The sequence below is a fragment of the Streptomyces gamaensis genome (assembly GCF_042656465.1).
Lineage (GTDB): Bacteria > Actinomycetota > Actinomycetes > Streptomycetales > Streptomycetaceae > Streptomyces > Streptomyces gamaensis.
The window spans coordinates 41,776-62,293 of record NZ_JBHSPB010000018.1; the positions used below are offsets into that span (position 1 = coordinate 41,776).

Genomic DNA, 20,518 nt, shown 5'->3' on the forward strand with positions numbered 1-20,518 from the left:
GAAAGCCCAGGTCAGAGCAACTCTGACCTGGGCTTCACCGGAGCCGCCTTCGGGATTCGAACCCGAGACCTACGCATTACGAGTGCGTTGCTCTGGCCAACTGAGCTAAGGCGGCCTCGCCGCAGCAGCCGTCGGAGCGGCTTCAGCAGCGCGGCCAAGTCTACACAGTTTCCGAGGGTGCTCCGTACACGGTGGCCGGGAGGGTGGAAGCGCAGGTCAGGTGCAGTTGCGGGAGGCGGGGGGCGGGGTGGTGGTGAGGAGGTAGGAGTTGACGGCGGCGTCGACGCAGGCGCTGCCGCGGGTGTAGGCGGTGTGGCCGTCGCCGTCGTAGGTCAGCAGGCGGCCGGAGGAGAGCTGGGAGGCCAGGGAGCGGGCCCAGCGGTAGGGGGTGGCGGGGTCGCGGGTGGTGCCGACGACGAGGATGGGGGCGGCGCCGGGGGCGGGGATGCGGTGCGGGCGGCCGGTGGCCGGGACGGGCCAGTATCCGCAGGTCAACGCGGACCAGGCGAGGCCCGTACCGAAGACCGGGGAGGCGTTGCGGAACTCCGTCAGGGCGCGGCGGACCTCGTGTGGGCTGTGGAAGGCGGCGGGGAGGTCGAGGCAGTTCACGGCGGCGTTCGCGTACATGAGGTTGGCGTACCTGCCGTGGTCGTCGCGCTCGTAGTAGGCGTCGGAGAGCCTCAGCAGCAGGCCGCCGTCGCCGCGCAGCGCGCGCCCCAGGGCGAGGCGGAGCAGCCCCCAGGCGGCGTGGTCGTACATGGCGGAGATCACACCCGTGGTGGCGAGGCTCTCGGTGAGGGAGCGGGGGGTGCCGGTGGGCACCGGGTGGCCGTCGGCCTGCCGGAAGAACTCCGTCAGACGGGATCCGGCGTCGGCGGCGCTGCCGCCCAGCGGGCAGTCGCGGTGCCGGGCGCAGTCCTGCGCGAACGAGGTGAAGGCGGTCTGGAAACCGGCCGTCTGGTCCCGGTTGATCTGCCGGGAGTCGAGGGTCGGGTCGAGGGCGCCGTCGAGGACGAGCCGGCCGACGCGGCCGGGGAAGAGCCCCGCGTAGGTCGCGCCGAGGAACGTGCCGTAGGAGGCGCCCACGTAGGAGAGCTTCCCGTCGCCGAGGGCCGCGCGCAGGATGTCCATGTCGCGGGCGGCCTCGACGGTGGAGACATGGCCCAGGACCCGGCCGGACCGGCTCGCGCAGCCGTCGGCGAACTTCCGGTAGGCGTCGACGAGTTCGGCGACCTCGGCGGGGTCGTCGGGGGTCTGGTCGACCCGGGTGTAGGCATCCATCTCCGGGTCCGACAGGCAGGTGACGGGCTCGCTGCCGGCCACGCCGCGCGGGTCCATGGCGACGATGTCGTAGCGGGCGCGGACGGCGGCCGGATAGCCGGTGCCCGCGTACTTCTGCAGATAGCCGATGGCCGAACCGCCGGGCCCGCCCGGGTTGACCATGAGCGAGCCGAGGTGCTGCCGGGCGGGGCCGGTGGCGCGCTTGCGGGAGACGGCGAGGTGGATGTCCCGGCCGGCGCGCGGGCTGCCGTAGTCGAGGGGCGCCGTGAGAGTGGCGCACTCGTAGCCGGCTGCCGGGCAGGGCCGCCAGGTGAGCTTCTGGGCGTAGTACGGGCGCAGTTCGGACGGCATGCCGGGCGGCAGCGGCTTCAGCTCCAGGCCGCTGCCGGCAGCGGAAGGGGCGTACGTGCTCTGCGACCCGCCCCCGAGGCCTGCCCAGAGCCGGCTCGCCGGCCCGCCGTCCGCGTCCCCGGCGCCCGCTCTCCCCGCGGCGGTGCTCCTCGGTGCCGCGCCGGCGAAGACGGAGCCCGAGATCAGCAGCGCCGCGGTCGCGACAGTGGTTCCGGTGGTACGGAGCAGGCGGCTGGTGTCCATCGGGTGGGCCCCTCTGCGCGCTGGATGACGACGGCCAAACGGAGCGTATCCGGACAGATACCGGGCCTTCGGTGGTCCGGGCCCGTGATGATCCCGTACGAGTGAGTACGGGGGAAAGCGCGTAACCGCGGACGCGGCCGACTGCGCGCCGGTCGGGGGGCGGTCACGCCCCGGCGCCGGTCGGGTCGAGCCGGGCGGCGGACGTCCCGGTACGGGCGGGACGGCCCGCACCCGCGCGCATCGCCCGGTCGCGCCCGGCGCCGGTCGGGTCAAGCCCAGGTGGCGGACGTTCCGCTACGGGCGGGACAGCCCGCACCCGCGCGCATCGCGGTCGTACCCGCGCGGCCACCGGTCACGCCCCGACGAACCCCCGGCAGGCCCCGGCTCAGCCCGTCCGCAGGGCCATCGTCATCGCCTCGACCGCGAGCAGCGGGGCCACGTTCCGGTCGAGGGCGCGCCGGCACTCGATGATCGCCTCGATGCGGCGCAGCGTGCGCTCCGGGCGCGAGGCGGAGGCGATGCGCTGCAGTGCGTCGCGCGCGTCGGTGTTGGCGAGTTCGACGCGGGAGCCGAGCTGTATCGCGAGCACGTCGCGGTAGAAGCCGGTCAGCTCGACGAGCGCGAGGTCGAGACTGTCCCGCTGCGTCCGCGTGCTGCGGCGCTTCTGCCGGTCCTGCAACTCCTTCATCGCGCCCGCCGTGCCGCGCGGGAGCCGGCTGCCGCTCCCGGAGGCGCCGAGGGCGGCGCGCAGTTCCTCGGTCTCCTTCGCGTCGATCTCCTCGGCGACCTGTTTGGCGTCCTCGGCCGCCGCGTCGATCAGCTCCTGGGCGGCCTTGAGGCAGCCGCCCACGTCGTCGACGCGGAGCGGCAGCTTCAGGACGGCCGCGCGACGGTCCCGGGCGCGCTCGTCGGTGGCGAGGCGGCGGGCCCGGCCGATGTGCCCCTGGGTGGCGCGGGCGGAGCGGGCGGCGAGCTCGGGCTCGACGCCGTCACGGGCCGCGAGCATCTGGGCGACGGCGGCGACGGACGGCGTGCGCAGGGTCAGCAGCCGGCAGCGGGAGCGGATGGTCGGCAGCACGTCCTCCAGGGAGGGCGCGCACAGCAGCCACACGGTGCGCGGGGCGGGCTCCTCGACGGCCTTGAGGAGGACGTTGCCGGCGCCCTCGGTGAGCCGGTCGGCGTCCTCCAGGACGATCACCTGCCAGCGGCCGCCGGCCGGGGAGAGCTGGGCGCGGCGGACGAGGTCGCGGGTCTCCTTGACACCGATGGACAGCTGGTCGGTGCGGACGACCTCGACGTCCGCGTGCGTGCCGACGAGGGTGGTGTGGCAGCCGTCGCAGAAACCGCAGCCCGGGCCGGCGCTCCCGGCGCGGTCGGGGCTCGTGCACTGCAGGGCGGCGGCGAACGCGCGGGCGGCGGTGGCCCGGCCGGAGCCGGGCGGGCCGGTGAACAGCCACGCGTGCGTCATCGAACCACCGGGACCGGCCGCCGCCCCGGCGGACGCCCCGCCAGCGGCCTCGGCCGTGACCAGGGCATCCGCGTCCCGCGCGGCAGCGGCGAGCTGCTGCGTCACCCGGTCCTGGCCGACCAGGTCGTCCCACACCGCCATGGCTGTCCTCCGAGCGCGTTGTCCTGACGGTCACCCATTGTGGAGCACGGCACCGACAGAGCCGGCCGGCGCGGAGCCCTGCCGGAGCGCGGTGCCCGCTGCGGGGCGCGCCCGCGTCGCCGCGCCCTCTTGTGAGCGCCCCCCACGGCCGTACGGCCCGTACCTCCCGGCACTCAGCGACGGCCGCGCCGCCGGCCGCGCTCCTCCGTCTGGTCCCGGCCCTCCCGGGAACGCTCCCGCCTCCGGCCCTTGGCGGACTCGTCCGGGCGCGGCTCGTCACGGGCCGCGTCGTGGGAGCCGAGGAGTTCGTCGGCGAGCGTCGGGGCGTCGTCGCGCTCCGCCCAGCCGGGGCGGCGGCGCTGGCGATGGCTCACGACGGTGGGCTCGTCGCCCGTGCGCGGCAGTTCGCGGGTGCGCTCGCTGTCCGGGTCGCCGGAGGCCGGCCGGGCGCGGCCCTGGTCCTCGGGCCGGAACAGCCAGTCCGGCACCCGGTCCGCCGGGTTCTCCGGGCGGTCGACGGGCGCGGGCCGCCCGGACCGTACGGGCGGCAGCACGGCCGTCTCGTCGGAATCGCCCGGCGGCACGGCCTGTGCCGACCGGTCGCCGGTCTGCGGCAGGACCGCCGTCTCGTCGGCATCCGCGCCGGACCCGGCCCGCGCACCCGGAGTGCCCGCAGCGCCGGAAGCGCCCTTCCCGCTCTCCATCCCCCACGTGATGCGCTGCGCCTCCGGCCGCAGAACCGGCACCGGCGGCAGCACCGCCGTCTCGTCGCCGGCGCCGACCGGGTCGACGCGCGGGTCGGGCCGGTGCACGACCGGAGAGACGACCGTGTCCGCCTCGTCGGCCTCTTCCGTAGAGGGGGAACCGGCGGCCGGCCCGGACGCGGGCTTCTTCACGAGCGAGGGCCGCTCGACCGTCGGCGCCTCGGAACCGGCAGCCACGCCGGAAGCAGCGGCACTGGCAGCCGCCGCCTCCTCCTCCGCGAGCCGCGCCCGCTCCGCGGCGAGCAGGGCCTCCTCCGCCTTGCGCTGCTTCTCGCGGCGCCGCTCCTCGGCCTCGGCGCGCAGTCGCGCCTCCTCCTGGGCCTGCTTGCGCAGCCGCTCCTGTTCGGCGGCGCGGGTGCGCTCCTCGGCCTCCCGGCGCCTGCGCTCCTCCTCGGCGAGGCGGCGGGCCTCCTCCGCGCGCTCGCGGGCCTCCTCGGCCAGCCGGGCCTCCTCGCGGACCCGGGCCTCCTCCGCCTCGCGGCGCTTGCGCTCCTCCTCCTCGGCGCGCAGCCGGGCGAGCTGCTCCTGGCGCTCGCGCTCGCGGCGTTCCTCCTCCGCCTTGCGGGCGGCCTCTTCCTCGGCCTTGCGGCGGGCCTCCTCCTCGGCGGCCTTGCGGGCCTCCTCGCGGGCCTCGACCTCGGTCGCGGACAGCGGCAGGAGCGCGTCGAGGCGGTGCCGTACGGCGGTGGTGACGGCCTCGGGCTCCTGCCCGGCGTCGACGACGAGGTAGCGCGCGGGGTCGGCGGCGGCCAGGGTGAGGAAGCCGGTCCGCACCCGCTGGTGGAACTCGGCCGGCTCGGACTCCAGCCGGTCCGGTGCCTCGGTGAAGCGCTCGCGCGCGGTCTCGGGCGAGACGTCGAGGAGCACCGTCAGGTTCGGGACGAGCCCGTCGGTGGCCCAGCGCGAGATCCGGGCGATCTCGGTGGGCGACAGGTCGCGGCCGGCGCCCTGGTAGGCGACCGAGGAGTCGATGTAGCGGTCGGAGATGACGACGGCGCCGCGCTCCAGCGCGGGCCGGACGACCGAGGCGACGTGCTCGGCGCGGTCGGCGGCGTACAGCAGGGCCTCGGCCCGGTCGGACAGGCCGGCGGAACCGACGTCGAGCAGGATCGCCCGCAGCCGCTTGCCGATGGCGGTCGCGCCGGGCTCGCGGGTGACGACGACCTCGTGGCCCTTGCCGCGGATCCACTCGGCGATCGCCTGGACCTGCGTGGACTTGCCCGCGCCGTCGCCGCCCTCGAAGGCGATGAAGAAGCCGGTCGGGGAGGGCGCCTGGGCGGGGTCGCCGCCGCGCAGCACGTCGGCGAGGTCGCGCCGGAACGGTACGCCGTGCCGGTCGTCGGTGCGGCCGAGCACGATCGCGGCGACGGGCAGCAGCAGCGCGCCGACGAGCATCAGCGTGAACGCGGCCCCGCCGTGCGCGAAGACGAAGTGGCCGCGCTCCAGCCGGTGCGGCCCGATGACGGCGGCGAGGCAGGCCGCGGCGACGGCGGCGAGTGCGGTGGTGACGCGGACGACGGCGTGCAGGTGCTCGGTGGTCCGGGCCCGGCGGGCCTCCTCGGTCTCCTGGTCGAGCAGGTCGTGGCCGGTGTTCGCGACGATGCCCGCGCAGCCGCCGGCGAGCAGGACGAGCAGCAGCACCGTCGTCGGGTCGGGCACCAGGCCCGCCAGCAGCAGCGCGAGCCCGGTCACGGCGAGGGCGAGGCTGAGCAGGCGGCGGCGCGAGAAACCGGGCAGCACCCTGCGGGCGCCCCGGATGCCGAGGACGGGGCCGCCGGTGAGCGCGAGGACGAGCAGCCCGAAGGCCACCGGCCCGCCGCCCAGGTCGTACGCCTGCAGCGCGGCGACGCCGACGGCCGCGGCGATCGCGGCCGCGGCGGCGGCGCAGGCCAGGACGAGGACGGGGATCGCGCCGGTGCGGCCCCGGTCGGGGCCCTGGCCGGTGCGGGGGCGGCGCAGCCCTTCGAGGGGGGAGCGCACGCGCGGAGAGCTCGCGCCGGGCAGTTCGAGGCGGTACAGGACCGTGGCGGACGCGGCGAACAGGGCGCCCGCCAGATACGCGCCGAGGGCCGCCTGGTGCTCGTGGAACCAGGCGATACCGGAACCCAGCAGATTGCCGACCAGCGTGACGGCGACGAGCCCGGCCGCCGCCAGCGGCAGGGAGACGAAGCTCGTGCGCAGCGACAGCCTGCGCAGGGCGCCGAGGTGGTCGGGCAGCGGTCTGACGGCGGCGCCCTCGGCGGGCGGCGCGGGCAGCAGCGCGGGGGCGGCCCCGTCCTTGGCGACGGTCCACACGCGCTCGGCGACGCCCACGGCGAAGGCGGTGACCAGCAGCAGCGGAAGGGCCCTGGTCTCGGTCCAGCCGATCCACAGCGGGGCGACGGCCAGCAGCGCGAACCGCGCCCCGTCCGCGCCGATCATGGTCCAGCGGCGGTCGAGCGGCCCGGCCGGGGCGATCAGCCCGGAGACCTGGCCGAGCAGGACGGCGCCGAAGAGCAGCGTCGCGAGCAGCCGGGCGGCGAACACCGCGGCGACGGCGAGGGCGGCGCCCCGGTAGCCGCCGCCGAAGGCCCCGGCGACGTCGACGGCCTGCAGCGCGAGCAGGACGAGGACGAGCAGGCCGAGGCAGTCGCCGACCCCGCCCGCGAACTGGGCGCTCCACAGCCGCCGCAGCGGCGGGCAGCGCAGCAGGGCCCGTACGGCACGCTCGCGGGAGTCCGCGGCCAGTGCCCCGGATACGGGGGTTTGCACTGTTGGCTGCTCGGCTCGCGTCATCCTGCCAGCCTATCCGGACCGGCCGACACCCGGCGGTGCCGGACTCAGCCGTCCATGATCAGCGCTTCGTCGAAGACGTCGATCAGGACGACGACGAGCAGGCCGTGCGCGACCACGTACTCGACGAGCAGGCCCGGTGCCACCTGCGCCCTGCGGTCGTCCTCGTGCGTGCCCACATGCGTGCTGGCCTTGTGGTACGGGTCCTGGGCCAGCTTGCTCAGCCCGCGTTCGAGGAGGGCGCGGCGCTCCGGCGTCATGGCGTCCGCCGTGGCCTTCGCCTCGACGGTGTACGTGACGCGGCAGGACACCGGCCCCTCCCCCTTCACTCGTCGTTCGTCTTGACCGCCGCAGCCGTCTTCTTCGCCGTCGCCTTCTTCGCGGCGGTCTTCGCCGCCGTCGTCTTCGTGGCCGTCGTCTTCTTGGCGGCCGTCTTCTTGGCCGCGGTCTTCTTGGCGGCCGTCTTCTTCGCCGTCGTCTTCTTGGCGGTGGCCTTCTTGGCGGTCTTCTTCGCCGGGCCCTTGGCGCGCTTCTCCGCCAGCAGCTCGTAGCCGCGCTCCGGCGTGACCGTCTCGACGTCGTCGTCGCGGCGCAGGGTCGCGTTCGTCTCGCCGTCCGTCACGTACGGGCCGAAGCGGCCGTCCTTGACGACGACGGGGCGCCCGCTGACCGGGTCGGTGCCGAGCTCCTTCAGCGGCGGCTTGGCGGCGGCGCGCCCGCGCTGCTTGGGCTGCGCGTAGATGGCGAGGGCCTCCTCCAGCGTGATGCTGAAGATCTGGTCCTCGCTCTCCAGCGAGCGCGAGTCGGTGCCCTTCTTCAGGTACGGGCCGTAGCGGCCGTTCTGCGCGGTGATCTCCACGCCTTCGGGGTCGGTGCCGACGACGCGCGGCAGCGACATCAGCCGCAGGGCGTCGTCCAGCGTGACCGTGTCGAGCGACATGGACTTGAACAGCGAGGCGGTGCGCGCCTTCACGGCGTTCTTGCCGGTCTTCGGGGTGCCCTCGGGCAGCACCTCGGTGACGTACGGGCCGTAGCGGCCGTCCTTGGCGACGATCAGGTGGCCCGTCCGCGGGTCGTGGCCCAGCTCGAAGTCGCCGCTCGGCTTGGCCAGCAGCTCCTCGGCGTACTCGACGGTCAGCTCGTCGGGGGCGAGGTCCTCGGGGACGTCGGCGCGCTGGTGGTCCTCGGCGTCCTTCTCGCCGCGCTCCACGTAGGGCCCGTAGCGGCCGACGCGCAGCACGATGCCGCTGCCGACGGGGAAGGAGGACACCTCGCGGGCGTCGATCGCGCCCAGGTCGGTGACGAGCTCCTTCAGACCGCCCAGGTGGTCGCCGTCGCCGTTGCCGGCGTCGGCGGCCCCGCCCGCGAGGCCCTCGGCGCCCTCGCCGAAGTAGAAGCGGCGCAGCCACGGCACGGCCTGGGCCTCGCCGCGCGCGATGCGGTCGAGGTCCTCCTCCATGGCGGCGGTGAAGTCGTAGTCGACGAGCCGGCCGAAGTGCTTCTCCAGCAGGTTCACGACCGCGAAGGACAGGAAGGACGGGACGAGGGCCGTGCCCTTCTTGAAGACGTAGCCGCGGTCGAGGATGGTGCCGATGATCGACGCGTAGGTCGAGGGGCGGCCGATCTCCCGCTCCTCCAGCTCCTTGACGAGTGTGGCCTCGGTGTAGCGGGCCGGGGGCTTGGTGGCGTGCCCGTCGGCGGAGATCTCCTCGGCGGTCAGCGCCTCGCCCTCGGCGACCTGCGGCAGCCGCCGCTCGCGGTCGTCGAGCTCGGCGTTGGGGTCGTCGGCGCCCTCGACGTAGGCCTTGAGGAAGCCGTGGAAGGTGATGGTCTTGCCGGAGGCGCTGAACTCGGCGTCCCGGCCGTCGCTCGCGCGCCCGGCGATGCGGACCGTGACGGAGTCCCCGGTCGCGTCCTTCATCTGGGAGGCGACGGTGCGCTTCCAGATCAGCTCGTACAGACGGAACTGCTCGCCGGTCAGGCCGGTCTCCGCGGGCGTGCGGAAACGATCACCCGAAGGCCGGATGGCCTCGTGGGCCTCCTGCGCGTTCTTGACCTTGCCCGCGTAGACGCGCGGCTTGTCCGGCAGATAGCCCGCGCCGTAGAGCTGCGTCACCTGCGCGCGGGCGGCGGCGATCGCCGTCTCCGAGAGCGTGGTGGAGTCCGTACGCATATAGGTGATGAAGCCGTTCTCGTACAGCTTCTGCGCCACCTGCATCGTGGCCTTGGCGCCCATGCCGAGCTTGCGCGAGGCCTCCTGCTGGAGCGTGGTCGTACGGAACGGGGCGTACGGGGAGCGCCGGTAGGGCTTGGACTCGACCGAGCGCACCGAGAACGAGGACTGCGCGAGGGCGTCGGCGAGCGCGCGGGCGTTGGCCTCGTCCAGGTGCAGGACCTGGGCGCCTTCCTTCAGCCGGCCGTTCGGGCCGAAGTCGCGGCCCTGGGCGACGCGGCGGCCGTCGACGCTCGACAGCCGCGCGGTGAAGGAACCGGGGTCGCTCGCGTCGCTGCTTCTGCCCGTGGAGAAGGTCCCGGTCAGGTCCCAGTACTCGGCGGAGCTGAAGGCGATGCGCTCGCGCTCGCGCTCGACGACGAGGCGGGTGGCGACGGACTGCACACGGCCGGCCGAGAGCCGCGGCATGACCTTCTTCCACAGCACCGGCGAGACCTCGTAGCCGTAGAGGCGGTCGAGGATGCGGCGGGTCTCCTGGGCGTCGACGAGCTTCTGGTTCAGCTCGCGCGGGTTGGCGACGGCCTCACGGATCGCGTCCTTGGTGATCTCGTGGAAGACCATGCGGCGGACGGGGACCTTGGGCTTGAGGACCTCCTGCAGATGCCAGGCGATGGCCTCGCCCTCGCGGTCCTCATCGGTGGCGAGGAAGAGCTCGTCGGACTCGGCCAGCAGCTCCTTGAGCTTCTTGACCTGGTCCTTCTTGTCGTGGTTGACGACGTAGATGGGCTGGAAGTCGGCCTCGACGTTCACGCCGAGCCGGGCCCAGGACTCGCCCTTGTACTTGGCCGGGACCTCGGCGGCCCCGTTCGGCAGGTCGCGGATGTGCCCGACGCTGGCCTCGACGACGTATCCGGGGCCGAGGTAGCCCTTGATCGTCTTCGCCTTGGCAGGCGACTCGACGATGACGAGTCGGCGGCCGCCCTGTGCGGTCTCGCTGGTCGGGGACAACTTCGCTCTTCTTCCGGTCGGCACTCGGTATGGGCGCTGCGGTGACGCTGCGGAGTGTGACGGTACATCCCGCCCCCGTGTCAAACGGAAAAAGCCCGCAACGCCACTCGAACGGTAACCCGACAAGCGGCCTGCCTGCCGCCCGGACCACCGCACCGGCGGGGTGAAGGTCGCTCCGGGGCGGCTGCGCGGCAGCTCACGGGCCCTGTGACGGCAGTATGCAGGGGTTTCGCGTGGTGTCCCCTGTGCGCCGGTGGGGTGTCCGCGGTGTCCTGGGGCTCGCGGGCCGGGGCCGGGCGCGGCCGGCCGGCGTCCGTACGGGAGCGCGCGGCACCCCCGTACGACGTACGCGCGAACTTGACGCGAACCCGACCCCTCCTTCGGGCCCTGTCATGCGTCGGGGCCCGCCGGGCCGTCAGCTGTCGAGCGGCTCCAGGAAGCCCTGCTCGACGAGCAGCCGGATCGCCTCCGGCGTACGGTCGCGCAGGCGCACCGGGTCCTCGCCCACGAGGCTCGCGATGGCGTCGAGGATGCGGCCCGCGGTGAGAGTCCCGTCACACACGCCCGCGAAGCCCGCGCCCACGGTGTCGACCTTCGTCGCCCTGCGCATACCGCGGTTCTGCCGCAGCACCACGTGCTCGGGGTCCTCCGCGCCGGGCAGCCCGACCTGCTCCTGGACGACCTCCGCGGCGAGGGTGAAGCGGGACGCGAGGAGGGCCGCGTCGTCGTGCGAGCGCAGGAAGTCCTGGCGCTCGAAGTGGCCGCGGACGGCCTCGCCGAGGGGCTGCTCGACCGGGTGCGGCCACTCCTCGGCGATGACGGAGGGGCGCTCGGCGCCGGACTTACGCAGCGTGATCCAGCCAAATCCGACGGCCTTCGTCCGGCGGGCGGCGAACTCCTCCAGCCACGCGTCGTAACGGGCCGCGTACTCCTCGGGGGAGGTGCGGTGGTCACCGGCGTCGCGCAGCCACAGCTCGGCGTACTGGGCGACGTCCTGCACCTCGCGCTGGACGATCCACGCGTCGCAGCCGCGCGGCACCCAGGAGGACAGCCGCTCCCGCCAGTCCTCGCCCTCGACGTGCTGCCAGTTGGCCAGCAGCTGGCAGTAGCCGCCGTCGTTGAGGCGGTCCGCCGACTGCCGCACGAGGGTGCGGCACAGCTCGTCGCCGCCCATGCCGCCGTCCCGGTACGTCAGCCGGGCGCCCGGCGAGATCACGAACGGCGGGTTGGAGACGATCAGGTCGAAGGTGTCCCGGCCGGCCGGCTCGAAGAGCGAGCCCTCGCGCAGGTCGGCCTCGGGCGCGCCGGACAGCGCGAGAGTCAGGCCCGCGATGCGCAGGGCGCGCGGGTTGAGGTCGGTGGCGGTGACGCGGGCCGCGTGCTGGGCGGCGTGCAGGGCCTGGATGCCGGAGCCCGTGCCGAGGTCGAGGGCGCTCGCGACGGGCGTACGGACGGTGATCCCGGCGAGGGTCGTGGAGGCGCCGCCGACACCGAGGACGAGCTCGGAGCGGTCGACGCCGGCGGGCCCGCCGCCCCCGGCGATGCCGCCGGCCCCGCCGACGGCGCAGCCCAGGTCGGAGACGATCCACCAGTCCTGCCCCTCGGGGCCGCCGTACGGGCGCACGTCGACACTCGCGCGCACCTGGTCCCCGTCCCGTACGAGCCAGCCGTCGGCGAGGCAGTCGTCGACGGGCAGCGCGGCGGCCGCCCGGGCGCGGTCGACGGGACGCTGCAGCAGGAACAGCCGCACCAGGGTCTGAAGCGGGCTGTCGCCGCGGGTGGCGCGCAGCGCGGGGACGGTCTCGCTGCGGGCGAGGGCGGCGTAGGCGGGGGCGCCCAGCAGGTCGAGCAGGCCGTCGGCGGTGAAGGCGGCGGCGAGCAGGGCGTCGCGCAGGCGCGGGGTGCGCGTGGGGTCGGCGGTGGGGAGGTGCGTACTCACCCGGCCATTGTCGCGGGCGGCACCGGCAAAAGCCGAAAGCCGCATCCCGGCGCGGGGCCGGGCGGGGCGCGGACACGCCGCGGCCCGGTGCCGGGTGCGGCACCGGGCCGGGTCAACGGCCGCCGGGCGGCGGCTACTTCGCGGAGGGCGTGGCCGGGGTCTTCTGGCAGCCGGGGTGCTTGGCCATCGCCTTGCCGACGTCGCCGGACTGCAGCTTCTTGAGCGCGTCGTCGCTCTTGCCGCCCAGCTTGCCGATGTCGGCGGCGATGCCCTTGAGGCTCTCGCCGAACTGGGACTTGTTGTTCACGTCGAGTGCGTCGATGCGCTTCTTGAGTTCGGCGTAGGAGCCGGAGAGGTCCTCAAGTGCCTTGACGGCGTCCTTCTGGTTGGCCTCGCCGCCCTTGACGGGGGGCGCGCCCGCGTTCTGCACCACCGCGGCAAGGGACTTGTAGGCGTCCACGTTGGTCTGGAAGGCCGCCGAGTCGGTCTCCTGGACCTTCTTGGAGTCCTCGTCGGTCTGGACGCCGGCGATCTGGTGGTTGGCGTCCTGGATCCGCTTGACCTGGGGCGGCATCTGGTCGCAGATCTTCTTGGCCCAGTTGTCGAGCTTCTTGTTGCCGCTTTCGCCCCCGCAGCCGGTCAGCGCCAGCACGAGCGCCGCACCGCCGGACAGGGCTGCCACGAGCTTCTTGTTCACCGGATCGGTCCCTTCGATGGCTCTCGGCCCCGGAACTTACACGTCCGCCTGGGAGCGGCCGAGAGCCGGGCATCCCCTTGATCCGGTTTTGAAGCCATTTGCACCAAGCGGGGAGTGGCATTCCCCGCATCCTCCGGAACGGGGAACACAGCGGCGCGTACGGGCAGGCGTACGCGCGCGCGTACGGGCGGGCCGCGCGCCGCGCACGCCGTCCGCCCGTACTGCCGAGGGCCGCCGCACGCCCTGCCGGCGCACCGCCGTCAGGACACCACCGCCGCGTCCGTGGACTTCGCCGGCACCCCGCTGTCACCGCCGTCGACGGTCACGGCGCGCCGCTTGGAGACGTACACCGCGCCGATGATGACGACGACTGCCAGTGCCGCGACGCCGAACCGCAGCCCCTTGCTGGCGTCCACCCCGTAGGAGAACTTCACGACGGCGGGGGCGATCAGCAGCGCCACCAGGTTCATCACCTTCAGCAGCGGGTTGATCGCGGGGCCCGCCGTGTCCTTGAACGGGTCGCCCACCGTGTCACCGATGACGGTCGCGGCGTGCGCGTCGCTGCCCTTGCCGCCGTGGTGCCCGTCCTCGACGAGCTTCTTGGCGTTGTCCCACGCGCCGCCGGAGTTGGCCAGGAAGACGGCCATGAGCGTGCCCGTGCCGATCGCCCCCGCGAGGTACGAGCCGAGCGCGCCGACGCCGAGCGCGAAGCCGACGGCGATGGGCGCCATGACGGCGAGCAGCCCGGGCGTGGCCAGCTCGCGCAGCGCGTCCTTGGTGCAGATGTCGACGACCCGCCCGTACTCCGGCTTCTCACTGTGGTCCATGATCCCCGGATGCTCGCGGAACTGCCGGCGCACCTCGTAGACCACCGAACCGGCCGAGCGCGAGACCGCGTTGATGGCCAGCCCCGAGAAGAGGAAGACGACCGCGGCGCCGAGCACGAGCCCGACGAGGTTGTTGGGCTGCGAGATGTTCAGCTGCAGCCCGAGCGCCCGGGCGTTGGCGTGCACGTCCCGCACCGCCGTGTCGATCGCGTCGCGGTACGAGCCGAACAGCGCCGACGCGGCCAGCACCGCCGTCGCGATCGCGATGCCCTTGGTGATCGCCTTGGTGGTGTTGCCCACGGCGTCGAGTTCCGTGAGCACCCGCGCGCCCGCGCCCTCGACGTCGCCGGACATCTCCGCGATGCCCTGGGCGTTGTCGGAGACCGGGCCGAAGGTGTCCATCGCGACGATGACGCCGACGGTCGTCAGCAGACCCGTGCCGGCCAGCGCGACGGCGAACAGCGCCAGCATGATCGAGGTGCCGCCGAGCAGGAACGCCCCGTAGACGCTCAGCGCGATCAGCACCGCCGAGTACACCGCCGACTCCAGGCCGATGGAGACCCCGGCGAGCACGACGGTCGCGGGCCCGGTCAGCGAGGTCCGGCCCAGATCGCGCACGGGCCGCCGCGAGGTCTCGGTGAAATAGCCGGTGAGCTGCTGGATGAGCGCCGCGAGGACGATGCCGATGGCCACCGCGACGAGCGCGAGCACCCGCGGGTCGCCGCCGCGGCCGGCGATCTCCGCGTCGCCGAGCCCCTTCAAACCGGCGTAGGAGGAGGGCAGATACGTGAACGCCGCCGCGGCCACCAGGGCCAGCGAGATCACCGCCGAGACGAAGAAGCCGCGGTTGATCGCCGTCATACCGCTGCGGTCGCCCCGCCGCGGCGCGACCGCGAAGATGCCGATCATCGCGGTGACCACACCGATGGCGGGCACGAGCAGCGGGAAGGCGAGACCGGAGTCGCCGAAGGCGGCCTTGCCCAGGATCAGCGCGGCGACGAGCGTGACGGCGTAGGACTCGAAGAGGTCGGCGGCCATGCCCGCGCAGTCGCCGACGTTGTCGCCCACGTTGTCCGCGATGGTCGCGGCGTTGCGCGGATCGTCCTCGGGAATGCCCTGCTCGACCTTGCCGACGAGGTCGGCGCCGACGTCGGCGGCCTTGGTGAAGATGCCGCCGCCGACCCGCATGAACATCGCGAGCAGCGCGGCGCCGAAACCGAAGCCCTCCAGCACCTTGGGCGCGTCGGCCGCGTAGACGAGCACGACGCAGGAGGCGCCGAGCAGGCCGAGACCGACCGTGAACATGCCGACGACGCCGCCCGTACGGAACGCGATCCTCATGGCCCGGTGGGAGACGGTCCGGGAATCGGCCGTGCTCTCCCCCGCCGCGGGCGTCGCCTCGCGCGCGGCCGCGGCGACCCGGACGTTGCTGCGCACCGCGAGCCACATCCCGATGTACCCGGTGGCCGCCGAGAACAGCGCGCCGACGAGGAAGAACCCGGAACGGCCCATGCGCTGCGACCAGTTGTCCGCCGGCAGCAGCATGAGCAGAAAGAACACGACCACGGCGAAGACGCCGAGCGTGCGCAACTGCCGTGCCAGATAGGCGTTCGCGCCTTCCTGCACGGCCGCGGCGATCCTTCTCATCGCCTCGGTGCCCTCACCGGCCCTGAGAACCTGCCGGAGGAGCACCACCGCGACCACGAGCGCCGCGAGGGAGACGGCCGCGATCACCGCCACCATGACACGGTTGCCCTCGGTCAGCTCGGCTGCCAGCTGGTGCGTGAAGTCCACCTGTTGAGGGGTAAGGGGCCCCGCCATTCGTCCTCCCTGACGTTTGGCACATGGGCGCGCGACCGACCCGCGACCGCGGAGCAGCCGCCACGCTCAGGCGTCCTGAGCTCAAGCTGGACGGATTGTAGGGAGCGCCGCGACAACCCGACAGGTGGCGCCGACGACGGGACCCGGCCGACGGGACCGGCCGGCCGACGGCGGCGGCACCGGATCATTCGCCGTTGAGAAGATCCGCAAGGAGCGGATCTCCAGCTGGAGATCGGGAAGGGATTTCACCCGCCACCCGGCGGACGAATTCCCGCTGAGGACGCGGCAGGAGCGCAAGGGGCCGGGAAACGCAGAACAGTTACGGCAGGGCGCCGAGGGCTCCTCCGGCGCCCGGCGGACGCGCGGCTACGGCAGCACCGGCGCCGGCGTCGTCGGCCAGCTCATCCGGATCAGCCCGCCCGACTCGCCCGCGGTCACCTCGACATCGTCGACCAGACCGCTGATCACGGCCAGCCCCATGTCGTCCTCGCCGTCGGCAGCGGGCTCCTCGGGCGCGGGCCGGCCGGAGCCGTTGGCGGAGGGGACGGTCGCGGCGGCCGGGCGGGGCGCGTCGTCGGCGACCTCGATGGAGAACTTCTTCTCGTCCTCGATCAGCACCACGCGCACGGGGGCGGCCACTCCATGGGCGACATGCAGCCCCACGGCGCGCGAACAGGCCTCGCCGACCGCGAGCCTGACCTCGTCGAGCACGGCCTCGTCGACCCCCGCCCGGCGCGCCACCGCGGCCGCCACCAGGCGGGCGGTACGGACGTGCTCGGGAAGGGCGCTGAAGAGCAGTTCGACGGTGGCCATGCCATCCCCCTCGGTCGTACCCGTGCCCCTTTCCCCACTCTGCCGGAAAAGGGCTGACTCGCGAGGGGCCGGATCACCGACCGGCCGCCCCCGCGTGAGCGTCTTCCAGCGCGGCCGTCAGTCGGTCGCCGTCACGGCCTCCTGGACCGAGGTGTGGATCGGGAACACCTTGGTCAGGCCCGTGATCCGGAAAATCTTCAGAATGCGCTCCTGGTTGCACACCAGGCGCAGCGAGCCCTCGTGGGCACGCACCCGCTTCAGGCCGCCGACCAGCACGCCGAGCCCGGTGGAGTCGAGGAAGTCGACGCCCTCCATGTCCACGACGAGGTGATAACTGCCGTCGTTGACGAGCTCGACCAGCTGCTCCCGCAGCTTGGGCGCGGTGTACACATCAATCTCGCCACCGACCTTGACAACCGTACGGTCGCCCACGGTCTCGGTCGACAGGGACAGGTCCACGGATCCTCCAGCACCTTGCATCGAGCGGTCGCCCCCCATGGATCGGCAGCCGCGATGGCATTCAATCACTTACCGGCAGGCGTGCACGACGCCTTGGCGCCATTGTCCGTCACGCCAGTGACACACTCGGTGCCGATGGCCAACGATCAACTCCCGCCGGAGGCGGGCGTACATCCCGCTCCCCGGGCAGTCCTCGACCGACTGACCGCCGGGGACCGCCGGGCTGCACGCATCACTCATACGGAGCACTTGCCCCCGCGCCCGGGACGTCATGCCCCCTGGCCTGAGAAGATCCGGCCCGAGGTGACCGAGGCGATCCGGGCGGCCGGGATCGAGCGGCCCTGGGCCCACCAGGCCCGCGCGGCCGGGCACGCGCTGCGCGGCGAGTCGGTCGTGGTGGCCACCGGCACCGCCTCCGGCAAGTCCCTGGCCTATCTGGCGCCGGTCCTCAGCACGCTGCTGGACGGCTCCGAGGCACCCAACGGCCGCGGCGCGACCGCCCTGTACCTCGCGCCCACCAAGGCGCTCGCCGCCGACCAGCACCGCGCCGTGCGGGAGCTCGCCGCCCCCCTGGGCAAGGGCGTCCGGGCCGCCCTCTACGACGGGGACACCCCTGCCGAGGAGCGCGAGTGGGTGCGCCAGTACGCCAACTACGCGCTCACCAACCCGGACATGCTCCACCGCTCCGTGCTGCCCGCGCACCCCAAGTGGTCCTCCTTCCTGCGCGCCCTGCGCTATGTCGTGGTCGACGAGTGCCACACCTACCGCGGCGTCTTCGGCTCGCACGTCGCCCAGGTGCTCCGCCGGCTGCGGCGCGTGTGCGCCCGCTACGGCTCGGACCCCGTCTTCCTGCTCGCCTCCGCCACCGCCTCCGACCCGGCCACCGCCGCGACCCGGCTGACCGGGCTGCCCGTCGTGGAGATCACCGAGGACGCCTCGCCCCGCGGCGAGCTGGTCTTCGCCCTCTGGGAACCCCCGCTCACCGAACTCCACGGCGAACGCGGCGCCCCCGTGCGCCGCACGGCCACCGCCGAGACCGCCGAGCTCCTCACCGACCTCGTCGTCCAGGGCGTGCGCACCGTGGCGTTCACCCGCTCCCGGCGCGGCGCCGAACTCGTCTCCCTCATCGCCCAGGAACGCCTGGCCGCCGTCGACCGCTCCCTGCCGCCGCGCGTCGCCGCCTACCGGGGCGGCTACCTGCCCGAGGAACGCCGTGCCCTCGAAGGCGCCCTGCACTCCGGCGAACTGCTGGGCCTGTCCGCCACCTCCGCCCTCGAACTCGGCGTCGACGTCGCCGGCCTCGACGCCGTCCTCCTCTCCGGCTACCCCGGCACCCGGGCCTCGCTGTGGCAGCAGGCCGGGCGCGCGGGCCGTACGGGCCGAGGCGCCCTCGCGGTCCTCGTCGCCCGGGACGACCCGCTGGACACCTATCTCGTCCACCACCCCGAGGCCCTCTTCCGGCAGCCCGTGGAGTCCACCGTCCTCGACCCCGACAACCCCTACGTCCTCGCCCCCCATCTGTGCGCCGCGGCCGCCGAACTCCCGCTCACCGAGGCCGATCTGTCCCTGTTCGGGCCCGCGACCCCGGGCGTGCTCGCCCGGCTTGAGGACCGCAGACTGCTGCGCCGCCGGGGCACCGCCTGGCACTGGACCCGCCGGGAGCGGGCGGCCGACCTCACCGACATCCGCGGCGAGGGCGGCCGGCCGGTCCAGGTCGTCGAGGAGGGCACGGGGCGGCTGCTGGGCACCGTGGACGCCTCCGCCGCGCACTCCACCGTCCACGAGGGAGCCGTCCACCTCCACCAGGGCCGCACCTATCTCGTGCGCCGGCTCGACCTGGGCGAGTCCGTCGCCCTGGTGGAACAGGCCGACCCGCCGTACTCGACGACGGCCCGCGACACCACGGCCGTCTCCGTCCTGCACACCGACGCCGAGGTCCCCTGGGGGGACGCGCGGCTGTGCTTCGGCTCGGTCGAGGTCACCAACCAGGTCGTCTCCTTCCTGCGCCGCAAGCTCATCACGGGCGAGGTCCTCGGCGAGACGAAACTGGACCTGCCGCCCCGCACCCTGCGCACCCGCGCCGTGTGGTGGACCGTCACCGAGGACGCCCTCGACGACGCCCGGATCCCGCCCGAGGCCCTGGGCGGGGCCCTGCACGCCGCCGAGCACGCCTCGATCGGCATGCTGCCGCTCTTCGCCACCTGCGACCGCTGGGACATCGGCGGCGTCTCCGTCCCCCTCCACCCCGACACGCTCCTGCCCACCGTCTTCGTCTACGACGGCCACCCCGGCGGCGCGGGCTTCGCCGAACGCGCCTTCCACACCGCCGCCCGCTGGCTCACGGCCACCCGCGAGGCCATCGCCTCCTGCGAGTGCGCCTCGGGCTGCCCGTCGTGCGTCCAGTCCCCCAAGTGCGGCAACGGCAACGACCCACTCGACAAGCACGCCGCCGTCCGGCTGCTGACCCGCCTGCTGACGAACGCCCCTGACGAGCCGCCGGAAGAGCCGTAGAAAGAGCCGTAGGAAGAGCCGTAGGACGGCCCGACGGGGAACCGCCCTCGCGCGTGAGGCTGTTGCGGGCGGGCCGCCGAGGCGGGGCAGCAGCCCGCCGACCCGCAGCCAGGCCAGGTGATCCGACGCCGCGCCACAGGTGACCCGGCATCGCACCGGCGGGCCGCTCGGCCCGCGCTACCGTCGTTGGAGGCCGCCCGCCGCACCACCCGCGGCACCCGTCGGTCCGCCCGCCGCGCCGGACGGACCGCCCGCCCCGGCATCCGGAACCGCACCCGGAACCGCACCCGGCCCCTCGGCGGGCCCCGCGCGGGAGCGCGCCCGGACCGTGTAGGGACCGGCCCGTGCCTCGGCCGCGACGTCGGCGGTCTCCCCGGCGACGGCGCAGCGCACCACCACGGCCCCCTGGGCCCCGGCCACGCGCCGGGCGAGGCCGCACGCGGTCTCCTCGCCCTGCAGCGCGTGGTCGGCGGCGGCGAGCACCGCGAGATCCGCCGCGCCCCCGGCGCGGTGCCGGGCCATGATCGCCGCGGTCATGGCCAGCAGCCCCGCGAACACCGCGCAGAACGCCGCCGTGGCGATCACCGTCCACACCGTCGCCGACCCGCGGTCATCCGACCGTCTCCTCCGCAAGGGCCACCGCCTCTCCCCGTACCCGCAGGGCCAGGGGTCCCGGCCCGGCCGTGCGGGCCTCGACCCGCACCCGCACCAGATCTCCCTCCCGCGTCACCGCGATCCGCGCCCCCGGCGGGGCAGCCGCCCCGGCCGCCGCGACCGCCGCGGGCGGCGGATCCTGACGTGCGGCGGCCCTCGCTCCGGCCCGTGCCGCGTCCACACAGCGGATCTGCGCGGACGCGGCCATCAGGCCCCACAGCAGCGCCATGCCGAACAGCACCAGCGCCGGCAGCACCAGCGCGGCCTCGGCCGTCACATAGCCCCGGTCAGAACGGCGCATGGAGCGCCTTCCCGATGACCTCCTGCAGAGCCGCGCTGACCGCCCCGCTCGTGACCACCTTGTACAGCACGGCGGCCAGGGCACAGGCCGCCAGGGTGCCCACGGCGTACTCCGCCGTGGACATCCCCGCATCGCCCCCGGCCCGCACCCGCCGCCATCGCAGCGACCACCACCGCGCCACCGTCATCGCCCGGTCCATCGCCACGTCCATCGCCGTGTCCATCGCCGTGTTCATTGCCACGTCCCCCGTTCTCGTTGCTTCGTCCGGTTTCCCCGGTTCTCCCGGCGCCGCCCT

14 protein-coding genes and 1 tRNA gene are annotated in these 20,518 nt (G+C 74.2%); 1 reads left to right on the forward strand and 14 read right to left on the reverse strand.

Annotated elements, in window-relative coordinates; translation table 11 throughout:
• Window positions 1–41 precede the first annotated feature (41 nt).
• From ACFP1Z_RS25465 to bldG, 11 genes are all read right to left on the reverse strand, one after another.
• Window positions 42–115 (reverse strand) — tRNA-Thr (locus ACFP1Z_RS25465).
• 101 nt (window positions 116–216) lie between these two features.
• Window positions 217–1,875, reverse strand: coding sequence for an alpha/beta hydrolase (locus ACFP1Z_RS25470; protein WP_390319794.1), 1,659 nt, complete (start codon window positions 1,873–1,875; stop codon window positions 217–219).
• A gap of 385 nt (window positions 1,876–2,260) precedes the next feature.
• The gene (locus tag ACFP1Z_RS25475) at window positions 2,261–3,484 is read right to left on the reverse strand and encodes a DNA polymerase III subunit delta' (RefSeq protein WP_390319795.1); all 1,224 of its coding nucleotides are present in this window, start codon (window positions 3,482–3,484) and stop codon (window positions 2,261–2,263) included.
• A 173-nt stretch (window positions 3,485–3,657) separates the two neighbouring features.
• Entirely contained in the window at window positions 3,658–7,023 is a 3,366-nt protein-coding gene (gene tmk, locus ACFP1Z_RS25480) for a dTMP kinase (RefSeq protein ID WP_390319797.1), read from the reverse strand.
• Between the two features lie 44 nt (window positions 7,024–7,067).
• Window positions 7,068–7,331 (reverse strand): hypothetical protein, encoded by a 264-nt coding sequence (locus ACFP1Z_RS25485; protein WP_390319798.1) that lies wholly within the window; start codon window positions 7,329–7,331, stop codon window positions 7,068–7,070.
• A gap of 14 nt (window positions 7,332–7,345) precedes the next feature.
• Entirely contained in the window at window positions 7,346–10,201 is a 2,856-nt protein-coding gene (gene topA / locus ACFP1Z_RS25490) for a type I DNA topoisomerase (protein WP_390319800.1), read from the reverse strand.
• A gap of 415 nt (window positions 10,202–10,616) precedes the next feature.
• Complete coding sequence (locus tag ACFP1Z_RS25495; RefSeq protein WP_390319802.1) at window positions 10,617–12,140, reverse strand: DUF7059 domain-containing protein; 1,524 nt, start codon at window positions 12,138–12,140, stop codon at window positions 10,617–10,619.
• 133 nt (window positions 12,141–12,273) lie between these two features.
• Window positions 12,274–12,837 carry a small secreted protein gene (locus ACFP1Z_RS25500; RefSeq protein WP_390319803.1) on the reverse strand — a complete coding sequence of 188 codons (564 nt, stop codon included), beginning with the start codon at window positions 12,835–12,837 and terminating at the stop codon, window positions 12,274–12,276.
• Window positions 12,838–13,097: 260 nt separating this feature from the next.
• On the reverse strand, window positions 13,098–15,485 hold the full coding sequence (locus ACFP1Z_RS25505; protein WP_390319804.1) for a sodium-translocating pyrophosphatase: 2,388 nt from the start codon (window positions 15,483–15,485) through the stop codon (window positions 13,098–13,100).
• A 366-nt stretch (window positions 15,486–15,851) separates the two neighbouring features.
• Window positions 15,852–16,298, reverse strand: a complete 447-nt coding sequence (locus tag ACFP1Z_RS25510; protein WP_390319805.1) for an ATP-binding protein — start codon at window positions 16,296–16,298, stop codon at window positions 15,852–15,854.
• Between the two features lie 117 nt (window positions 16,299–16,415).
• Window positions 16,416–16,757 (reverse strand): anti-sigma factor antagonist BldG, encoded by a 342-nt coding sequence (gene bldG, locus ACFP1Z_RS25515; protein ID WP_390319807.1) that lies wholly within the window; start codon window positions 16,755–16,757, stop codon window positions 16,416–16,418.
• 54 nt (window positions 16,758–16,811) lie between these two features.
• On the opposite strand from bldG, the gene ACFP1Z_RS25520 reads away from it, so the two are divergent.
• Window positions 16,812–19,268, forward strand: a complete 2,457-nt coding sequence (locus ACFP1Z_RS25520; RefSeq protein ID WP_390319808.1) for a DEAD/DEAH box helicase — start codon at window positions 16,812–16,814, stop codon at window positions 19,266–19,268.
• A 177-nt stretch (window positions 19,269–19,445) separates the two neighbouring features.
• On the opposite strand, the gene ACFP1Z_RS25525 is transcribed toward ACFP1Z_RS25520, so the two are convergent.
• The 3 genes from ACFP1Z_RS25525 to ACFP1Z_RS25535 are packed head-to-tail and all read right to left on the reverse strand — an operon-like array spanning window position 19,446 to window position 20,410.
• Complete coding sequence (locus ACFP1Z_RS25525; RefSeq protein ID WP_390319810.1) at window positions 19,446–19,853, reverse strand: Rv3654c family TadE-like protein; 408 nt, start codon at window positions 19,851–19,853, stop codon at window positions 19,446–19,448.
• A gap of 25 nt (window positions 19,854–19,878) precedes the next feature.
• Complete coding sequence (locus ACFP1Z_RS25530; protein ID WP_390319812.1) at window positions 19,879–20,223, reverse strand: TadE family type IV pilus minor pilin; 345 nt, start codon at window positions 20,221–20,223, stop codon at window positions 19,879–19,881.
• Window positions 20,210–20,410, reverse strand: coding sequence for a DUF4244 domain-containing protein (locus ACFP1Z_RS25535; protein ID WP_390319901.1), 201 nt, complete (start codon window positions 20,408–20,410; stop codon window positions 20,210–20,212). The genes ACFP1Z_RS25530 and ACFP1Z_RS25535 overlap by 14 nt, the downstream gene beginning before the upstream one ends.
• Window positions 20,411–20,518: the final 108 nt, after the last annotated feature.